This is a genomic window from Enterocloster aldenensis (assembly GCF_003434055.1).
Classification (GTDB): Bacteria; Bacillota; Clostridia; order Lachnospirales; family Lachnospiraceae; genus Enterocloster; species Enterocloster aldenensis.
The window spans coordinates 149,536-166,150 of the sequence record NZ_QVEX01000002.1 but is presented as its reverse complement, the minus strand read 5'-3'; the positions used below and the strand labels follow the sequence as shown (position 1 = coordinate 166,150).

Here is a 16,615-nt window from a genome sequence, read left to right as displayed (position 1 = left end):
TTGCCATTTAGGCAATTGTGTGGCGAAAAGAGTCAAAACTAGAAAAATCCACACTGAATTTTTGTAATGCCAGTATAGCATGAAAATCCGTTGGCTGTCAAGTTTGCATTCATTCCATTGTTCCTGTATAATTTAAATAAAACGGATTCCATATGTTCAGTGGGAGGAAACAGCTGATATGGAAGCTTAGGCAGGCACTGAAACGCATCAATAATGACTGGAGATGAAAAAAAATGATACTGTATTTCAGCGGGACCGGCAACAGCCGGTATGTGGCAAAAAGGATGGGAGAAGAACTGGGGGATGAAGTCGTGTCCGTCAATGAACGGCTTAAGAACAAAAACCGTGAGGCGCTGCGCTCCCAAACGCCTTTTGTGGTGGTCAGCCCGGTTTATGCATGGCGGCTCCCAAGGGTGGTGGAAGGATTTATCCTGGAAACCGCCTTTGAAGGCAATGCAGATGTTTATTTTGTGCTGACCTGCGGCGGGGACGTGGGGCTGGCCGGGAAGTATGCAAAGAAGCTTTGTGCAAAAAAAGGACTTGCGTACCATGGGCTTATGGGGATACGGATGCCGGAGAACTATATCACCATGTACCAGGCGCCCTGCAAGGAGGAGGCACGGGAGATAATCCGCCGTGCAAAGGAGCCGATCCAGCATGCATGCTCCCTGATAGGCGGCAAAAAGGAATTCCCGGAGCAGGAATCCACCTTGGCCAATGTCCTTAAAAGCGGTATGGTCAATGACCTGTTCTATCCCCTGTTCGTAACGGCCAAGGGGTACCACACCACATCTGCCTGCATCGGATGCGGGAAATGCGCGGCCCTCTGCCCGCTTAACAATATCCGGATGGAGGGAAAGCAGCCGGTCTGGGGCAATGAATGCACCCAGTGCATGGCCTGCATATGCGGCTGTCCGGCAAAGGCAGTGGAGTACAGGAAGAAGACCCATGGAAAGGAACGGTATTATCTTGAAGGATAAAGAGCTGTATACCATAGGAGAGGTGGGCCGGATCTGCGGCATTTCCGCCAAGGCCCTGCGCTACTATGATAAAATAGGGATCATTTCCCCGGACCATATCAGTGAGGAGAATGGCTACCGCTATTACAGCAGGGAGACATTGCTGCTGGTCCCTGTGATGAAATACTACAAGCAGATGGGGTTTAAGCTGGAGGAAATGCAGGAGCTGCTGGGCGGGAATACGTACCAGTTCCTGCAGCAGAATTTCCACAGCAAGATCAGCGGGCTTAAGGACATGGAGCGGGAAATCCAGGGCCGGTACGCGGCTGTCAGGGACTGGTATGAATTGGTCAAGGAGGCGGAGCTGGTAATCCGCCACAATATCCAGGATGTGACCCTGCGTTATATCAACCCGGCTTCTTACTATTATATGGACCAGGAGTTTGATTACCAGTACATGGAGTCCGTCATCAATATCAGCTGGACCAACTATCTGGAACAGGCCGGGCAGAGGATTACAGGACCGGTCATCCTCCAGTTCCCGTCCATGGCAGATAAGATGGCCGGGACCTGTGCCAGGGCAAGGATCATGCAGCAGGCGGTCTGGCCGGACCAGGAGGATCCGTCCCAGATCCTGTACGGCGGGCAGATGGCCGCCTGTACCTACCATGTGGGGGATTATGACGGGATTGGACAGGCCTATGAGCGGATTCTTGGATGGGCAGGGCTTAAGGGCTATGCCTGTGCCAAAGAGTGCTGCGAGCGGTATGTGGTTGATTACTGGACCACCAGGAGCCCCAAAGAATTTGTGACGGAAATCATTGTAATGGTTACCCCGCCGCCCGGATGAAAACCTTCCACTATAGGGGAATGGGGATATGGCAGATAACAGGGATGGATCGTCGCTGTCTGTACGTCCCGCTTTGCGGTATATCTGGCCAGGATTTAAGCTGCATGGCACGCTATGCGCCCTTTATCCGGGCCTGGTCTCCCACAAAACGGGATGCCCATCTGACGTAAGACAATGTCCAAACACGCCTTGGGGTGTTCATTTCTGCCAGAATTATGGAAATATCGAACGCCATGAATGGTTATTGACATTCCACATAACGGGAAGGTTTATACTAATATGTATATACATGTTAAATGACGGGAACCCCAGGGAAGGCTGGTTCCTAAAAAATGACAGGGGGTAGCATCGGGGATCATGCAGAAGGAAAAATTATATTCAATCGGGGAAGTCAGCAGGATATGCAACATTTCAAAAAAAGCGCTTCGTTTCTATGACCAGATCGGCATCATCACGCCGGATGTGATCTGCAAGGAGAACGGGTACCGGTATTATAGCAGGGAGACCCTGCTGACGGTACCGATTGTGAAGTATTACAAGCAGATGGGGTTTAAGCTGGAGGAAATGCAGGACCTGGTGGAGGGGAACACTTATTATTTTGTAAAGCAGAATTTCATCAGCAAGATTGATGAACTGAGGATCCAGGAGCAGGAAATCCACAACAGCTATATAGCGGTAAAGGACTGGTACGAGCTGATCCAGGAGGCGCAGCTGGTGTCCAGGAGCAAGGTGCAGGAAGTGGGGATTAAATACATAAATACGGCTGACTACTGCTATATGGACCAGGAGTTTTCCTATCGCTACATGGAATCCATCATCAATATTGACTGGGTGAACTATCTGGAGAGCGTGAACAATGAGATTGCCGGGGAGGTAATCTTAAGGTTCCCCCGCTGGACCGATAAGATGGAAGGGAACTGCACCCAGGCCAGGATCATGCAGAGACCGATCCGGCCCTGTATGGCAGGCACCAACAAGACCGTGTTCGGCGGTATCATGGCGGTGACGGTATATCATCTGGGGGCATTGGAACGGATTGGGGAGTCTTATGAGAAGATACGCGGCTGGGCCGCGGACCGGGGATATAAATGCGGACCTGAGTCTTATGAGCGGTACGTGGTGGACTACTGGACAACCAGGAACCCGGAGGAATTTGTGACCGAGGTGATAGTGCCGGTCATGGACGGGCATGCCTAAGCTGTCCCTAAGCCGTCCCTAAGTCGTGCCAAGGCCAGCCCAAAGCTTCCCCCTAAGGGAAAGTTTTGTAATGGACAGAAGGAGGGGGAATGTCGTTTTACTTTCCTTCCGGCAAAAGAATAAAGGATAAGAGAGTCGTTTTTTGACATGCAGGTACTTTGGTGCCTGCTTCTTTTTTGCCCGGGGGTTCTGGATATGGTTGCCGGAAAATCCATATATTACAAGGGTTTCCAGTATTGACCAATTATTTTCCGGCCCTTATTTTTCCTGATGGTTAAAAAAATCTCAAAAAACAGTTGACATTCCACCATAGGGCATGGTCTATACTAAGTGCATAGAAAAACATGGTGCACATTTTAAAAGTTGGTAATATTGCTGATTCAAAATGTTTTCTAATTTGTGAAGGCCGAACACAAAACCATTAAAACAAAATGACACATCCTGCTTTTGTGCACATTGACACTGTGCAGCCGGGCGGAAGAAAAGGAGTAATGAGATATGAAATATGATGCATTGGGAATGATTGAGACAAAAGGACTGGTTGGTTCCATTGAGGCAGCCGATGCAATGGTAAAAGCTGCAAACGTTACACTGCTGGGCAAGGAAATGATTGGCGGAGGCCTGGTGACCGTTATGGTAAGAGGCGACGTGGGCGCTGTGAAGGCTGCCACGGACGCAGGGGCCGCGGCAGCGGGCAGGGTAGGCGAGCTGGTAAGCGTCCATGTGATCCCGCGTCCCCACAGTGAAGTGGAGACCATACTTCCAGGAACAGGCAGGACAGCAGAATAGAGACTAAAAGGAGATTCCATCTATGAACGGAGAAGGTGCAGCAGTAAATTACGGGGCGGCAGCCCCCATGACAGCTGATGACAAAATGAAACAGGTAAACAAGAAATTCCGTGTGACAGGAATAACAACCGGTCTGTTATCCGGCCTGACCTATGGGATTTACACCACCCTGGTACTGGTGGCGGGATATTACGAGCCTCTTATGAGCGCGGCCGGCGTGCTGGCAGCCCCCTATGTCTGCTCAGGACTCAACGACCTGTTCGCAGGCATCTGGCTGACCATATACAATGCAAGATGCGGAAGGCTTGGCGAGCTTGGACGGAGTTTACATACATTCCCGGGCAAGATGATTGTGCTGGGTTCCCTCCTTGGCGGCCCCATTGCCAATGGCGCTTATCTGGTCGGCCTGGCCATGGCCGGAGCCTACGCCATTCCCATATCCGCAACCTGCAGCCTGTTCGGCGCGATTTTTGCATGGATTTTCTTAAAGCAGAAGCCGACCAGACGTGTGGTGGCGGGCATGGTAATCTGTGTGGCGGGTGCCATTGTCATTAACTGGGTAAAGCCTGAGGGCAGCCCGAACTTTACCTTAGGCATTATCTGCGCCCTGATTGCAGCAATCAGCTGGGGACTGGAAGGAATGCTTTCCAGCTACGGCGGAGCGATGATTGACACGGATGTGGCGGTGAACCTGAGGGAACTGATTTCCGGCATTGTGGACCTGGCAGTGATTGTCCCCCTGGTTGGCGGCATGGCGCTTCTGGGAGGAACCTTTGGGGCCGGACTCCCGTTAATCTGGCTGGCGCTTTCCGGCTTAAGCGCGGCCGTATCCTTTGTATGCTGGTATAAGAGCAATTCCACCGTGGGCTGTGCAATCGGCATGTCCTTAAATGTGACCTATGCTTTCTGGGGCGTTCTGTTCTGCGTCATGTTCCTGGGGCAGCAGCTTACATCCACCATTGTGATTGGTTCCATTGTAATCGTATTCGGGGCAATCCTTGTGACCATGAACCCACTGGATCTGCTTAAGAAGGGAGAATAGGAAAATGTTATTACCTGCAAGGACAGCGGTGTTAAATTACTTATACGGCGTAAAGAGCGCGGATATCAAAGAAATCATGGAGGCGTTAAAGCCTCAGTACGGCGGTGAGCGCCAGTTTACAAAAGCACGTTACCTGGACCATGTGATGTCCCTGGAGGCCAACGGGCTGCTGGACCTGGAAAGCTACAGCCTGGATGAAGCAGGCGAACTTTCCCTGCGCTATGTCATCAACAGGGACGGTAAAGCAACGGTTGAAAAATACGTACCGAAGAAATACCGCCAGTGCGGCTGATAGGAGGTACTGCATATGAGATATTACGGTGAAGAAGCCCTTGGGCTGGTGGAAACAGTGGGTCTGGTCCCTGCGCTGGAAGCAGCCGACAAGATGTTAAAGGCAGCGGATGTGGAACTGATTTCCTATGAAAATGTGGGCTCCACCCTTGTCACGGTCATGGTAAAGGGGGATGTGGCCGCGGTCCGTTCCTCTGTGGAAGCAGGCGCGGCGGCAGCGGCGGCCATTGGGAAGCTGACTGCCAAAAACGTAATGCCAAGGCCAATCCGTGAGGTGGGGGATATTGTGTCGGTTCATGATATTGACGCCTAAAAGGGCATGGACGCCTGAAAGGGCGCAGGTGTCTCACACGGCAGGACGCCTATAACAAGCAGGGAGGAATCAAACATATGGAAAGATATGAAGCCATTGGACTGATAGAGACATTTGGCCTGGTATTTGTCCTGGAGGCAGCAGACGCCATGGTAAAGGCAGCGGACGTGGAGCTGATCGGCTACGAGAACGTGGCATCGGGGTACATATCCGTCCTGGTGCAGGGGGATGTGGGAGCGTGCAGGACCGCTGTCCAGGCAGGAGTAAAGGCAGTGGAAGCCATGGGGGCCCAGGTTTACAGCTCTGTTGTAATTCCAAGACCCCATCCGCATCTGGAGAAAATCATAACCCGCTACTCACTGGAGGGACTTCTGCCTCAGGGGTAATGGAATGGAGGCATTTATATGAAATTTGTTGACAAGGACCTGCTTTCCGTACAGGAAGCCAGAATCCTTATGGAACATGCCGGGGAGGCGAAGAAAGCCCTGGCCCTGTACACCCAGGAAAAGCTGGACAGCTGCCTTAAGGCCATGCTGGAAGCTGTCAAAGGTTGCCTGAAGGAACTGGCAGCGGAATCGGCAGAGGAAACAGGATACGGAAACTGGCAGGATAAATACAGGAAGAACTGTCTGGTGTGGAACCAGATGTCAGATACCCTGGAAGGAATGCGGTGCGTGGGGGTGGTGGAGGAAAATCCTCACAGGAAGACCGCCAAAATCGGCGTTCCCCTGGGAATCATCGCAGCCCTGATCCCGGCCACAAGCCCGGTATCCACCACCTTGTTCCTGGCAGCAATCAGCATCAAATCCGGCAACGCAGTAGTATTCGCGCCCCACCCAAGGGCGGAACGGACGGTACGGAAAACCGTGAAGCTGCTGGCAATGGCTGCAGAGTCAGCAGGGCTGCCCCAGGGGGCTGTCTCCTGTCTGGGCACGGTGAGCAAGGAAGGGACCATGGCCCTTGTGGGCCATCCCCTGACCTCCCTGGTGATTCATACCGGAGCCCCCGGACTCCTCAAGGCGTCCCGGGACAGCGGGAAGCCGCTTATCTGCGGCGGGATAGGCCCCAGTCCTGTGTTCATTGAACGGACCGCGGATGTGAAACGGGCCGTGGGGCAGATCATCGCAAGCCGTTCATTTGACTGCGGAACCTCGGCGGCAGCGGAACAGTACGTGGTAGCCGACCAGCAGATTGCGGCCCAGGCCAGACAGGAGATGATCAGCCAGGGCGCCTATTTCATGAATGAGGAAGAGGAAGCGCTCCTCATGGACCTGCTGGGACCAAAGGGCGGCAGGGAAGCGGAATACATGGGAAAACCGGCTGTCTGGCTGGCAAAGCGGGCCGGGTTCCAGGTGCCGGAGGACATAAAGGTATTGGTGTCCCAGCAAAAATACATTACTGATTTTAATCCGTACGCAGGCGCGCTGTTATGCCCGGTACTGGTATTTTATATTGAAAATGACTGGATGTACGCCTGTGAAAAGTGTATGGAACTGCTGGTCAATGAAAGCTGCGGGCACACACTGGTAATCCATTCAGAGGACCAGGATGTCATACGCCAGTTCATGCTTAAGAAGCCGGTGGGAAGGATCCTGATTAATACACCGGCAGCCTTTGGCGCCATGGGCGCCACCACAAACCTGTTTCCGTCCATGATTCTTGGCGGCCTGTCCGCAGGACTTGGGATTACATCCGACAACGTATCGCCCATGAACCTGGTCTATATGAGGAATGCTGCCTGGGGAGTGAGGGAGGTATCGGAACTGGAGGGATTTGACGAAAGCGGCACAGGAAGGACGGAGGCTGCATTGGATGTGACAGGGCTGTTAAAGACCATCCTGCGGCAGCTGGAGGATTGAACCTATAAATAAGCGGAAAGCGAGGGGAATATATTGGATATTCGTGAATTTTCAAATAAATTGGCGGAAGCCACAAAGAGCATGTCTCCGGAGGAGAAAGCTTCACTGATGAAAATGTTTGAGGCTGTCTCTGATGAGATTACGAAAATCGGGAGCGGGCAGGGAGCCGGGTCCGTACAGGGCGCTGAGGCAGTCCGGGCCAAAGGCCCATATGACACTGTGGTTTCAGAGGGAACCGCCATACCGGACGGAATGACTGCCCGTCTTAAGGCGCTGAAGGAAAACTATCTGACCCACAAGCCGACCATCACAACCCACAGGGCAAGGGCCATTACAAAGATTGCCCGTGAAAACCCGGGCATGCCTAAAATCATGCTGCGGGCCAAATGCTTCCGGTACTGCTGTGAGACAGCGCCGTTAGTCATCCAGGACAATGAGCTGATTGTGGGCGCACCCTGCGGCGCGCCCAGGGCAGGGGCATTTTCACCTGATATCGCATGGAGATGGATGGAGGATGAGATTGACACCATCGGAACAAGACCACAGGACCCATTCTATATCTCCGATGAAGACAAGAAAATCATGAGAGAGGAGCTTTTCCCATTCTGGAAAGGCAAATCCGTGGATGAGTACTGCGAGGACCAGTACCGGGAAGCCGGGGTATGGGAGTTGTCCGGCGAATCCTTTGTGTCCGACTGCTCCTACCACGCGCTTAACGGCGGCGGCGATTCCAATCCCGGATACGACGTCATCCTGATGAAAAAGGGAATGCTGGACATCCAGAAGGAGGCAAGGGACCATCTCACGCAGCTGGATTATGAGAATCCGGATGACATTGAGAAGATTTATTTTTACAAATCAATCATTGACACCACGGAAGGCGTGATGATTTACGCCAGAAGGATGTCCGAATACGCAGGGGAGCTGGCCGAAAAGGAGAACGATCCAAAACGGAAGGCAGAGCTTCTTAAAATCTCCCAGGTCAATGCCCGCGTCCCGGCCCACAAACCCGAGACATTCTGGGAAGCCATCCAGGCAGTGTGGACCATTGAGTCCCTTTTGGTGGTGGAAGAAAACCAGACCGGCATGTCCATCGGACGTGTGGACCAGTATATGTACCCCTATTATAAGGCTGACATTGAAAGCGGACGCATGAATGACTTCCAGGCATTTGAGCTGGCTGGCTGCATGCTGATCAAGATGTCCGAGATGATGTGGATTACCAGCGAGGGCGGATCCAAATTCTTTGCAGGATACCAGCCATTTGTAAACATGTGCGTGGGCGGTGTGACCAGGGAAGGGCGTGACGCCACCAACGAACTGACCTACCTGCTGATGGACGCTGTGCGCCATGTGAAGATTTACCAGCCGTCCCTGGCCTGCCGCATCCACAACAAGTCCCCGAAAAAATACCTGAAGAAAATAGTGGACGTGGTCCGCTCCGGCATGGGCTTCCCGGCCTGCCATTTTGATGACGCACACATAAAGATGATGCTGGCAAAGGGCGTGTCCATTGAGGACGCAAGGGATTACTGCCTCATGGGCTGCGTGGAGCCGCAGAAATCCGGCCGTCTGTACCAGTGGACGTCCACCGCCTATACCCAGTGGCCGATCTGTATCGAACTGGTGTTAAACCATGGAACACCTCTGTGGTATGGCAAACAGGTATGCCCGGACATGGGGGACCTGGACCGTTTTAAGACATATGAGGAATTTGAGGCAGCGGTAAAGGAAGAAATCAAGTTCATTACCAAGTGGACCGATGTGGCCACTGTGATTTCACAGCGTGTCCACCGCGACCTGGCTCCAAAGCCTCTGATGTCCATTATGTATGAGGGCTGTATGGAGAAGGCAAAGGATGTTTCCGCCGGAGGAGCCATGTACAACTTTGGACCGGGTGTGGTTTGGTCCGGCCTGGCCACCTACACGGATTCCATGGCAGCCATCAAGAAGCTGGTATTTGATGATAAGAAGTACACGCTGGAGCAGATAAATGAAGCGCTGAAAGCGGATTTTAAGGGATATGAGCAAATCCGCACCGACTGCCTGAATGCGCCAAAGTATGGAAACGATGATGATTACGCGGATCTGATTGCGGCTGACCTGGTTAACTTTACGGAGCATGAACACAGGAAATACAAGACCCTGTATTCAGTCCTGAGCCATGGGACCCTGTCCATTTCCAACAACACGCCCTTTGGGCAGATGACAGGTGCCTCTGCCAACGGACGCCACGCATGGATGCCCCTCAGCGATGGGATCAGCCCCTCCCAGGGTGCTGACTATAAAGGGCCTACCGCCATTATCAAGTCCGTGTCCAAGATGTCCAATGACAGCATGAATATCGGGATGGTACATAACTTTAAAATCATGGCAGGACTTCTGGATACGCCCCAGGGCGAAGAAAGCCTGATTACCCTGCTGCGCACGGCCTGCATGCTGGGCAACGGCGAGATGCAGTTTAACTACCTGGACAACAATACCCTGATTGAAGCGCAGAAGCATCCGGAACAGTACCGTGACCTGATTGTGCGCGTGGCCGGATACAGCGCCTTTTTCGTGGAGCTGTGCAAGGATGTGCAGGATGAGATTATAAGCAGGACCATGCTGACCCAGTTATAAAAGCAGGCCGGATGAATGGAGATGGAAAAATGGAACAAGCAAATACGGCCGGAATTGAACGGAAAGCCCTGATTTTCAATGTGCAGAAATACAATATGTACGACGGACCCGGAATCCGCACCATCGTATTCTTTAAGGGGTGTCCCCTGCGATGCAGATGGTGCTCAAACCCTGAGGGCATGGAGCGCAAGATACAGGTCATGTTTAAGAAAAACTCCTGTACGGACTGCGGCGCCTGTGTGGATGCCTGCCCGGTGGGAATCCATGTACTGTCAAAAGAGACCGGGAAACATATGATACGTCGGGACATTGACTGCACGGGCTGCCGTAAATGCAAGGCCAGCTGCCCCCAGTCAGCCATTGAGATAACCGGGGAAATGAAGACCATTTCTGAGCTGTTAAAGCTGGTGGAAGAGGACTCCGCCTTTTATGAGACATCAGGGGGCGGCGTGACCCTGGGCGGCGGCGAGTGCACGTCCCAGCCCGAGGCGGCCAAAAGCCTTCTCATGGCATGTAAGGAGCAGGGCATCAACACTGCCATCGAAACCTGCGGACATCTGAAAACGGAAAAACTGCTTCAGATAGCGGAATATGTGGATCTGTTCCTGTACGACATAAAGCATATGGACCCGGTCAGGCATAATGAGCTGACCGGGATTAGCAACGACCTTATCCTTTTTAACTTAAATGAACTTCTGCGCCGCAGATATAACGTAAAGGTGCGCATGCCCATGTTAAAGGGAATCAACGACAGCAAAGAGGAGATAGACCAGATCATAAAGTTCCTCCTTCCCTATCGGGAAAGCCGGAATTTCAAGGGGATTGACCTGCTCCCCTACCACAAGATGGGCGTGAACAAATACAATCAGCTGGATAAGCCTTACCCCATTGAGGGCGATCCCAGCCTTGACGCTGAGGACCTGGACCGGATCTGGGGATGGATAAAAGAGTATGATTTCCCGGTAAACGTGGTGCGGCACTGAGTGGGGAAATGGATATCCGGACACGCCGTGAAGGGAGGGGATTTGAGCATGTGCCTGACAGAAAGCAGGGATGTCAAACGGGTAATTGAAGAATCCGTGCCGGGCAAGCAGGTGACCATTGCCCATGTAATCGCATCCCCGGTGCCGGAAGTCTATGAATGTCTTGGCATCGATGCCCTGGGAGCCATCGGAATCCTTACGCTGAGTCCCTTTGAGACAGCTGTCATTGCGGCAGACATTGCGGCCAAGGCATCGGATGTGCAGATTGGGTTTCTGGACCGGTTCACGGGCTCGGTTGTGATTGCCGGGGATGTGGAAAGCGTTTGGACTGCCCTGCGGGCGGTGAATGACACGCTGGAACGGGTGCTGGGATTTACCGTGGCGGAGATTACAAGGACATGAGGAAAAAACGGATCATGATAATCGGTGCCGGGAGAAGCGGGAAGAGTTCGCTGGGGAGGTGGCTGGACCAGGAGGCGGCTGCCTGGGACAGTACGGCCCAGGAGGCGGCTGCCGGGAACAGTGCGGCCCGGCGGGGGACTGCCGGGGACAGTGCGGGCTGGCGGGCGGCTGCCGGGAACCTGTGGTCCCGCCGGACCCCGGCTCTTGTATACAGGGGTAATATAATGGAAGCGCCGGGCGCGTATCTGGAAAGTCCATGGATGCGCCACCACCTCATAGCCGCTGCCCAGGATGCCTTCTGCGTCCTTATGCTGGTGGATTTTATGGGAAAGAGGGATATTTATCCGCCGGGATTTGCAAAGGTATTCCGTCAGCCGGTTCTGGGGGTTGTGACAAAATGCAGCTTGATACAGGCGGATGACGGAAGGCTTGACAACTGCCGGAAACAGCTTGCAAGGGCCGGGGTAAGGGAACCCTATCTGATAACCAGCGTAGTGGACGGAATCGGATTGGAAGCCCTATCCCGTGAAGTCATGGACTGCCGCATCGCGGCTGGAATAGACAACCGGTAATATATGAATGAAATAAAAATAATGGAAAGGAGGGACAGAACATGGAACAGTTTATTATGAAAACAAAAATATATATGGGCGAGGCCTGCCTTTTACAGTTAAACAGCCTGGGAATCAGGAGGGCTTATATTATATGTGACCCGTTTATGGAAAAATCAGGAAAGGCTTCAGAGATAGCGGGACTGCTGAAGGAAAACGGGGCAGTAAGCCAGGTATTTTCAAAGGTTGTTCCAGACCCCACCATTGATGTGGTGACACAGGGGATTGAGGAGATGCAGGCATTTGCCCCGGATACCGTGATTGCCCTGGGAGGTGGTTCTGCCATAGACACGGCCAAGGCGGTCTGCCATCTTTACGCGGCCATGAAACAGGAACAGCGGCCGCAGCTGGTGGCAGTGCCCACCACAAGCGGGACGGGAAGTGAAGTGACTTCCTTTGCGGTTATCTCAGACCCTGAGGCGCAGGCCAAATACCCGCTCAGGGATGCCTCCATGGTACCGGACGCAGCATTCCTGGACCCGGCGCTGACAGCAACAGTGCCTTCCGGGATTACAGCGGACACGGGAATGGATGTGCTGACCCATGGGCTGGAAGCTTATGTTTCCACACAGTCAGGGGATTTTACGGACGCCTGTGCCGAGAAAGCGGTACGCATGGTATGGGAGTACCTGGAGCAGGCTGTTGCCGACGGGGGCAATATGGATGCAAGGGCCCATATGCACAATGCTTCCTGCCTGGCAGGAGTTGCATTTAACGGCGCTTCCCTGGGAATCTGCCACAGCCTGGCACACGCTTTGGGCGCCCGTTTCCATATTCCCCATGGAAGAAGCAATGCCATCCTGCTGCCGCATGTGATTGCGTATAATGCGGGGCTTGAGGAGGCAGGCGAGACAGAGGCGCTTTTCCGCTATGCCCGGATTGCCAATATGCTGGGCATCTCAGCCGGAACCCCAAAAGCCACGGTCCACGGCCTGATACGGCAGATACGCAACCGGATGAAGCGCATAGGGATACCGGAGCTGATTACGGAGCTGGGCATTGACAGGGAAGAATTCCAGCAGTCAGTTGGAAGCATGGCCGCAAAAGCCCTGGAGGATAACTGCACGACAACCAATCCAAGGAAACCTGCTTTAAAAGAGCTGGAAGATATATATGGAAGGCTTTGCAAAGGGGGCCTGGGATGAGGTTCATAACAGAGGATGACCTGCGGCTTGCCTACAAAGAACATGCATTTTCAGTCTATGAAGCAAAAGCAGGAGAGCGGCTGACGCCGGGAGGCAGGCAGTTTTTAAATGACCATGGTATCAGGATGGATGATTCCGCGCAGGCCGGACCCTGGATGGGAAGGGATAAGCAGGTTCAGGATGGACACATAGGTGATAAGTCCCCCCTGTTTCCTATCGGACGGTTTCCGGCGGACATTGCCTGTATCCGCTGCGTTCAGGCCAGTTTCCTTCAGGCCGGCTGCGAACTTCTGGATATCAATGTGCTGACAGCCCAGGAAATATTCGGACTGGAACGGCATCTGGCAGGCATTACACAGGCAATACAGGACAAAGGGGCAGATGCAGGCTCATGTCCGGGGACAGATATGGGGACAGCCAAGGGTCCGGCATGTGAAAGCTGTACCGGAATCACACCGGACAACTGGGACAGCCAGATGGAAGACTGCTTTGAAGTTACTGGATTTCACGCCCAATCCCCCAGGGGACGCGAGATTGTCCGCCTTCACCGTCTGCGGTGCGAACTGCGTGTCCTGGCAGGCATGCTGCCTGAAGATAATAAGAAAACAGTTAACCGGATCATTAACCGGCTGTCACAGATGATCTGCCTGGCGTTTGGAGGGAAGACATGTCAAAAGAAGATTTAACATTTAAAGCCTGCGACCGGATGGTCAGGGATTTTGAAGATGTGATTAAAAAGCCTGTCCGGGAACCCTCATCCGTGTATTATACCGGTGTTGACCTGGGAACCGCCTGCGTGGTCCTGGCGGTCCTGGATGAACACCTGCGGCCGGTGGCCGGTACCTTCCGCTATGCGGATGTTGTGCGGGACGGCATGGTGGTGGATTACATCGGAGCCATCCGGATTGTCAGGGAGATGAAGGAAGAACTGGAGGAAAAGCTGGGCTCCCAGCTGATTTATGCGGCTGCTGCCATTCCGCCCGGCACAGATGCCCTGGATTCCGGAGCCATTAAAAACGTGGTGCAGGGAGCCGGATTCGAAATAACGGCTTTGCCGGATGAACCGACTGCGGCCAACGCGGTTTTAAATATCCGCAACGGAGCCGTGGTTGATATTGGAGGCGGCACCACGGGAATCTCAGTATTAAAGGATGGGAAAGTGGTGTATGTGGCGGATGAACCTACGGGCGGAACCCATTTTTCGCTGGTGATAGCGGGCGCCTATAAAATGTCCTTTGCCGATGCGGAAATCTATAAGAGGGATAAGAAGAACCACAAGGAGCTTCTGCCGGTGTTAAAGCCGGTGATTGAAAAGGTATCATCCATTATCAGCCGCCATATTGAAGGCCGGGAGGTGGATGGGATTTATCTGGTAGGAGGCACCTGCTGCCTGACCGGAATCGAGGGAATCATTGAAAAGAAAACCGGGATTCCAACCTATAAACCGGGTAATCCCATGTTTGTAACGCCTCTTGGAATCGCGAGGAACTGCACGGCACAAGCATAGGGCAGGTTTCGGGAAAACCTGGGTAAACAGGGGCAGCAAAGCAGATAAAGAAAGGAAATAATGTCTATGGAATACCGGATTATTAAGTCGCCCTCCCAGGGCACCATTGACATACTGTGCCGCAGGAAAGGGTCGGGTACGGCGAAGCCCATAGGGCGCACGGACGCCATCGGCCTGGTACAGGGCAGGATGATTGAAATGATATGCGCTGCCGACACCGCGGAAAAGGCGGTTGGGGTCACGGTGGAGGACATACGGGGCAGCTGCCCGCAGAATATGATACTGCTGGCCATTTTCGGTGATACGGCATCCGTGGAAGCTGCCATGGACGAAATCCGGAGAAGGGAAACGGAGGGAAAGGAAAAATGGTAACGGCACGGCTTATTGATAACATATGGGCTACCAGGAAAGCAGAGACATTAAATGGCTGCAAGCTGATGCTGGCCCAGGTAATCGGAGGGACCCGGGCAGGGGAACAGCTGGTGGTGGTTGACACAATCAGCGCAGGCATTGGGGACCGGGTCATCATTACCACCGGTTCCTCTGCCCGCCGGATGCTTAAGGATGACGGGATTCCGGTAGATGCTGTCGTGGTCGGCATTATAGACGAGGACTGTACATTTGGTCAGGAACAGGCTTGAGTAATGTCCCAAAGTAAAGCAGTAAGAATAGCAGAGAGGAAGTGAGGGTATGAAACAGCTGGTTTGCGCAAAAGACGTGGAAACCCTGAAAGAGGAAGGAAAGACTGAACTCTACATTGACGAGGATGCCATTGTCACCCCTTCGGCCAGGGATGCGGCTGACTCCCTTGGAGTGACATTTTCATATAAAAAAGGATGCGGCGGGGGAAATGCCCCTTCGGGCAGCCAGGACATAGACAGCAATCAGATTTACATGGTACTGAAGGCACTGTTGGATAAGGGGCTGCTGGATAAAGGGCTTTTGGATGGGGTCTTTCAACCTTATGATTCCCAGAGCCATCCAAACGGACTTAAGGTAGTGCGCGGCAATTCCGTGAAAATGGATGTATTCGATACAGGTAATCCCAAGGCCACAGCATATTTCCAGGAATTGGTAGGCAAGGACGAATCCCATATCAGCGCCGGTTTTCTTGTGATTGACCATTCTGGCTTTGAATGGGAACTGACCTATGAGGAAATTGATTATGTCATCGAGGGCACGCTGACAGTAACCATTGATGGAAAGACATACACGGCCCATGCCGGTGATGTCCTGTTCGTGCCGTCCGGTTCCAAAGTAATCTGGGGGTCGCCGGATAAGGCCAGGATATTTTACGCCACCTATCCGGCCAACTGGGCGGACCTGTTATAGGAGGTAGAACATGCAGTCCCTTGGATTAATAGAGACAAAAGGAATGCTGGCGGCAATTGAAGCAGCAGATGCCATGCTGAAGGCAGCGGATGTCGGTATCCTTGGAAAGATAAAGGTGGGCGGCGGACGGATGAACGTATCTGTAACCGGAGACGTGGCAGCAGTGAAAGCAGCAGTGGATGCCGGGATGGCTGCGGTGGACCGGCTGGGAAGCGGATTGCTCCTGTCCGGCCATGTGATTGCCCGGCCTCATGAGGAACTGGAAACAGTGATTGGAGGAACGCCGCCCATGGGACCGGATGACGGCGGAGCATGGGCGGAAAGAACCGGTCCGGAGGCTGCACGGGATGAAAAACAGACTGAACCCGCATCTGCCCTGACAGAGGAAGCGGCAGAAGGGGTGGCAGAGGAAGCGTCAGAAGAAGCGGCGGAAGAAACGGCGGAGGAAGCGCAGTCAGCCAGCCCCGGGCAGTTAGCCAGCCAGGCAGTCTTTGCCGCGCCCCCGGACCGCCGGACCCTTGACCGTCTGGCTGCTGAGGCAGGGGGAGAGGCAGCGGTAAAAGCCCTTATCAGCCTGAAGGCAGCGGAGCTAAGAACACTGGCAAAGGAATATCCGGAACTTGAACTTGCAGGCCGCGATATTTCAAAGGCAAGTAAAACCCTGCTGCTTACGGCATTTCAGGCACATTTCAATCATACAGGGCAGTAAATAA

The 16,615-nt window shown here is 53.3% G+C and carries 20 protein-coding genes; all 20 read left to right on the top strand.

What is annotated here, in order from left to right; all coding sequences use genetic code 11:
* Window positions 1-233 precede the first annotated feature (233 nt).
* A complete protein-coding gene (locus tag DWX59_RS07125; protein ID WP_117557562.1) occupies window positions 234-980 on the top strand; it encodes an EFR1 family ferrodoxin in 747 nt (248 codons plus the stop codon).
* Window positions 949-1,809 carry a MerR family transcriptional regulator gene (locus DWX59_RS07120; RefSeq protein ID WP_227116564.1) on the top strand — a complete coding sequence of 287 codons (861 nt, stop codon included), beginning with the start codon at window positions 949-951 and terminating at the stop codon, window positions 1,807-1,809. Before DWX59_RS07125 ends, DWX59_RS07120 begins: the two co-directional genes overlap by 32 nt.
* A gap of 357 nt (window positions 1,810-2,166) precedes the next feature.
* Window positions 2,167-3,006: a MerR family transcriptional regulator gene (locus DWX59_RS07115; protein WP_117557560.1), complete on the top strand. Its 840-nt coding sequence runs from the start codon at window positions 2,167-2,169 to the stop codon at window positions 3,004-3,006.
* Between the two features lie 498 nt (window positions 3,007-3,504).
* A complete protein-coding gene (locus DWX59_RS07110) occupies window positions 3,505-3,795 on the top strand; it encodes a BMC domain-containing protein (protein WP_117557558.1) in 291 nt (96 codons plus the stop codon).
* Between the two features lie 22 nt (window positions 3,796-3,817).
* Window positions 3,818-4,837 carry a DMT family transporter gene (locus tag DWX59_RS07105; RefSeq protein WP_117557556.1) on the top strand — a complete coding sequence of 340 codons (1,020 nt, stop codon included), beginning with the start codon at window positions 3,818-3,820 and terminating at the stop codon, window positions 4,835-4,837.
* 4 nt (window positions 4,838-4,841) lie between these two features.
* On the top strand, window positions 4,842-5,129 hold the full coding sequence (locus DWX59_RS07100) for a hypothetical protein (RefSeq protein ID WP_117557554.1): 288 nt from the start codon (window positions 4,842-4,844) through the stop codon (window positions 5,127-5,129).
* Between the two features lie 15 nt (window positions 5,130-5,144).
* Complete coding sequence (locus DWX59_RS07095; RefSeq protein ID WP_117557552.1) at window positions 5,145-5,441, top strand: BMC domain-containing protein; 297 nt, start codon at window positions 5,145-5,147, stop codon at window positions 5,439-5,441.
* 77 nt (window positions 5,442-5,518) lie between these two features.
* Window positions 5,519-5,827: a BMC domain-containing protein gene (locus DWX59_RS07090; RefSeq protein WP_117557550.1), complete on the top strand. Its 309-nt coding sequence runs from the start codon at window positions 5,519-5,521 to the stop codon at window positions 5,825-5,827.
* 18 nt (window positions 5,828-5,845) lie between these two features.
* Window positions 5,846-7,300 (top strand): aldehyde dehydrogenase family protein, encoded by a 1,455-nt coding sequence (locus DWX59_RS07085; RefSeq protein WP_117557548.1) that lies wholly within the window; start codon window positions 5,846-5,848, stop codon window positions 7,298-7,300.
* A 33-nt stretch (window positions 7,301-7,333) separates the two neighbouring features.
* Window positions 7,334-9,922, top strand: coding sequence for a choline trimethylamine-lyase (gene cutC / locus DWX59_RS07080; RefSeq protein WP_117557545.1), 2,589 nt, complete (start codon window positions 7,334-7,336; stop codon window positions 9,920-9,922).
* 29 nt (window positions 9,923-9,951) lie between these two features.
* On the top strand, window positions 9,952-10,905 hold the full coding sequence (gene cutD / locus DWX59_RS07075; RefSeq protein ID WP_117557996.1) for a choline TMA-lyase-activating enzyme: 954 nt from the start codon (window positions 9,952-9,954) through the stop codon (window positions 10,903-10,905).
* Window positions 10,906-10,953: 48 nt separating this feature from the next.
* Window positions 10,954-11,307: a BMC domain-containing protein gene (locus tag DWX59_RS07070; protein ID WP_117557543.1), complete on the top strand. Its 354-nt coding sequence runs from the start codon at window positions 10,954-10,956 to the stop codon at window positions 11,305-11,307.
* Entirely contained in the window at window positions 11,304-11,879 is a 576-nt protein-coding gene (locus DWX59_RS07065; RefSeq protein ID WP_235844946.1) for a EutP/PduV family microcompartment system protein, read from the top strand. Before DWX59_RS07070 ends, DWX59_RS07065 begins: the two co-directional genes overlap by 4 nt.
* A gap of 41 nt (window positions 11,880-11,920) precedes the next feature.
* Window positions 11,921-13,063, top strand: a complete 1,143-nt coding sequence (locus tag DWX59_RS07060; protein WP_117557541.1) for a 1-propanol dehydrogenase PduQ — start codon at window positions 11,921-11,923, stop codon at window positions 13,061-13,063.
* Window positions 13,060-13,749, top strand: a complete 690-nt coding sequence (locus tag DWX59_RS07055; protein WP_117557539.1) for a hypothetical protein — start codon at window positions 13,060-13,062, stop codon at window positions 13,747-13,749. Before DWX59_RS07060 ends, DWX59_RS07055 begins: the two co-directional genes overlap by 4 nt.
* Complete coding sequence (eutJ, locus tag DWX59_RS07050) at window positions 13,731-14,570, top strand: ethanolamine utilization protein EutJ (protein WP_117557537.1); 840 nt, start codon at window positions 13,731-13,733, stop codon at window positions 14,568-14,570. Before DWX59_RS07055 ends, eutJ begins: the two co-directional genes overlap by 19 nt.
* Window positions 14,571-14,636: 66 nt before the next feature.
* Complete coding sequence (locus tag DWX59_RS07045) at window positions 14,637-14,942, top strand: BMC domain-containing protein (protein ID WP_117557535.1); 306 nt, start codon at window positions 14,637-14,639, stop codon at window positions 14,940-14,942.
* Window positions 14,936-15,211: a EutN/CcmL family microcompartment protein gene (locus tag DWX59_RS07040; protein ID WP_117557533.1), complete on the top strand. Its 276-nt coding sequence runs from the start codon at window positions 14,936-14,938 to the stop codon at window positions 15,209-15,211. The genes DWX59_RS07045 and DWX59_RS07040 overlap by 7 nt, the downstream gene beginning before the upstream one ends.
* A gap of 49 nt (window positions 15,212-15,260) precedes the next feature.
* Entirely contained in the window at window positions 15,261-15,902 is a 642-nt protein-coding gene (locus tag DWX59_RS07035; protein ID WP_117557531.1) for a cupin domain-containing protein, read from the top strand.
* A 10-nt stretch (window positions 15,903-15,912) separates the two neighbouring features.
* Window positions 15,913-16,611 (top strand): BMC domain-containing protein, encoded by a 699-nt coding sequence (locus DWX59_RS29855; RefSeq protein ID WP_117557529.1) that lies wholly within the window; start codon window positions 15,913-15,915, stop codon window positions 16,609-16,611.
* The last annotated feature ends 4 nt before the right edge of the window (window positions 16,612-16,615 follow it).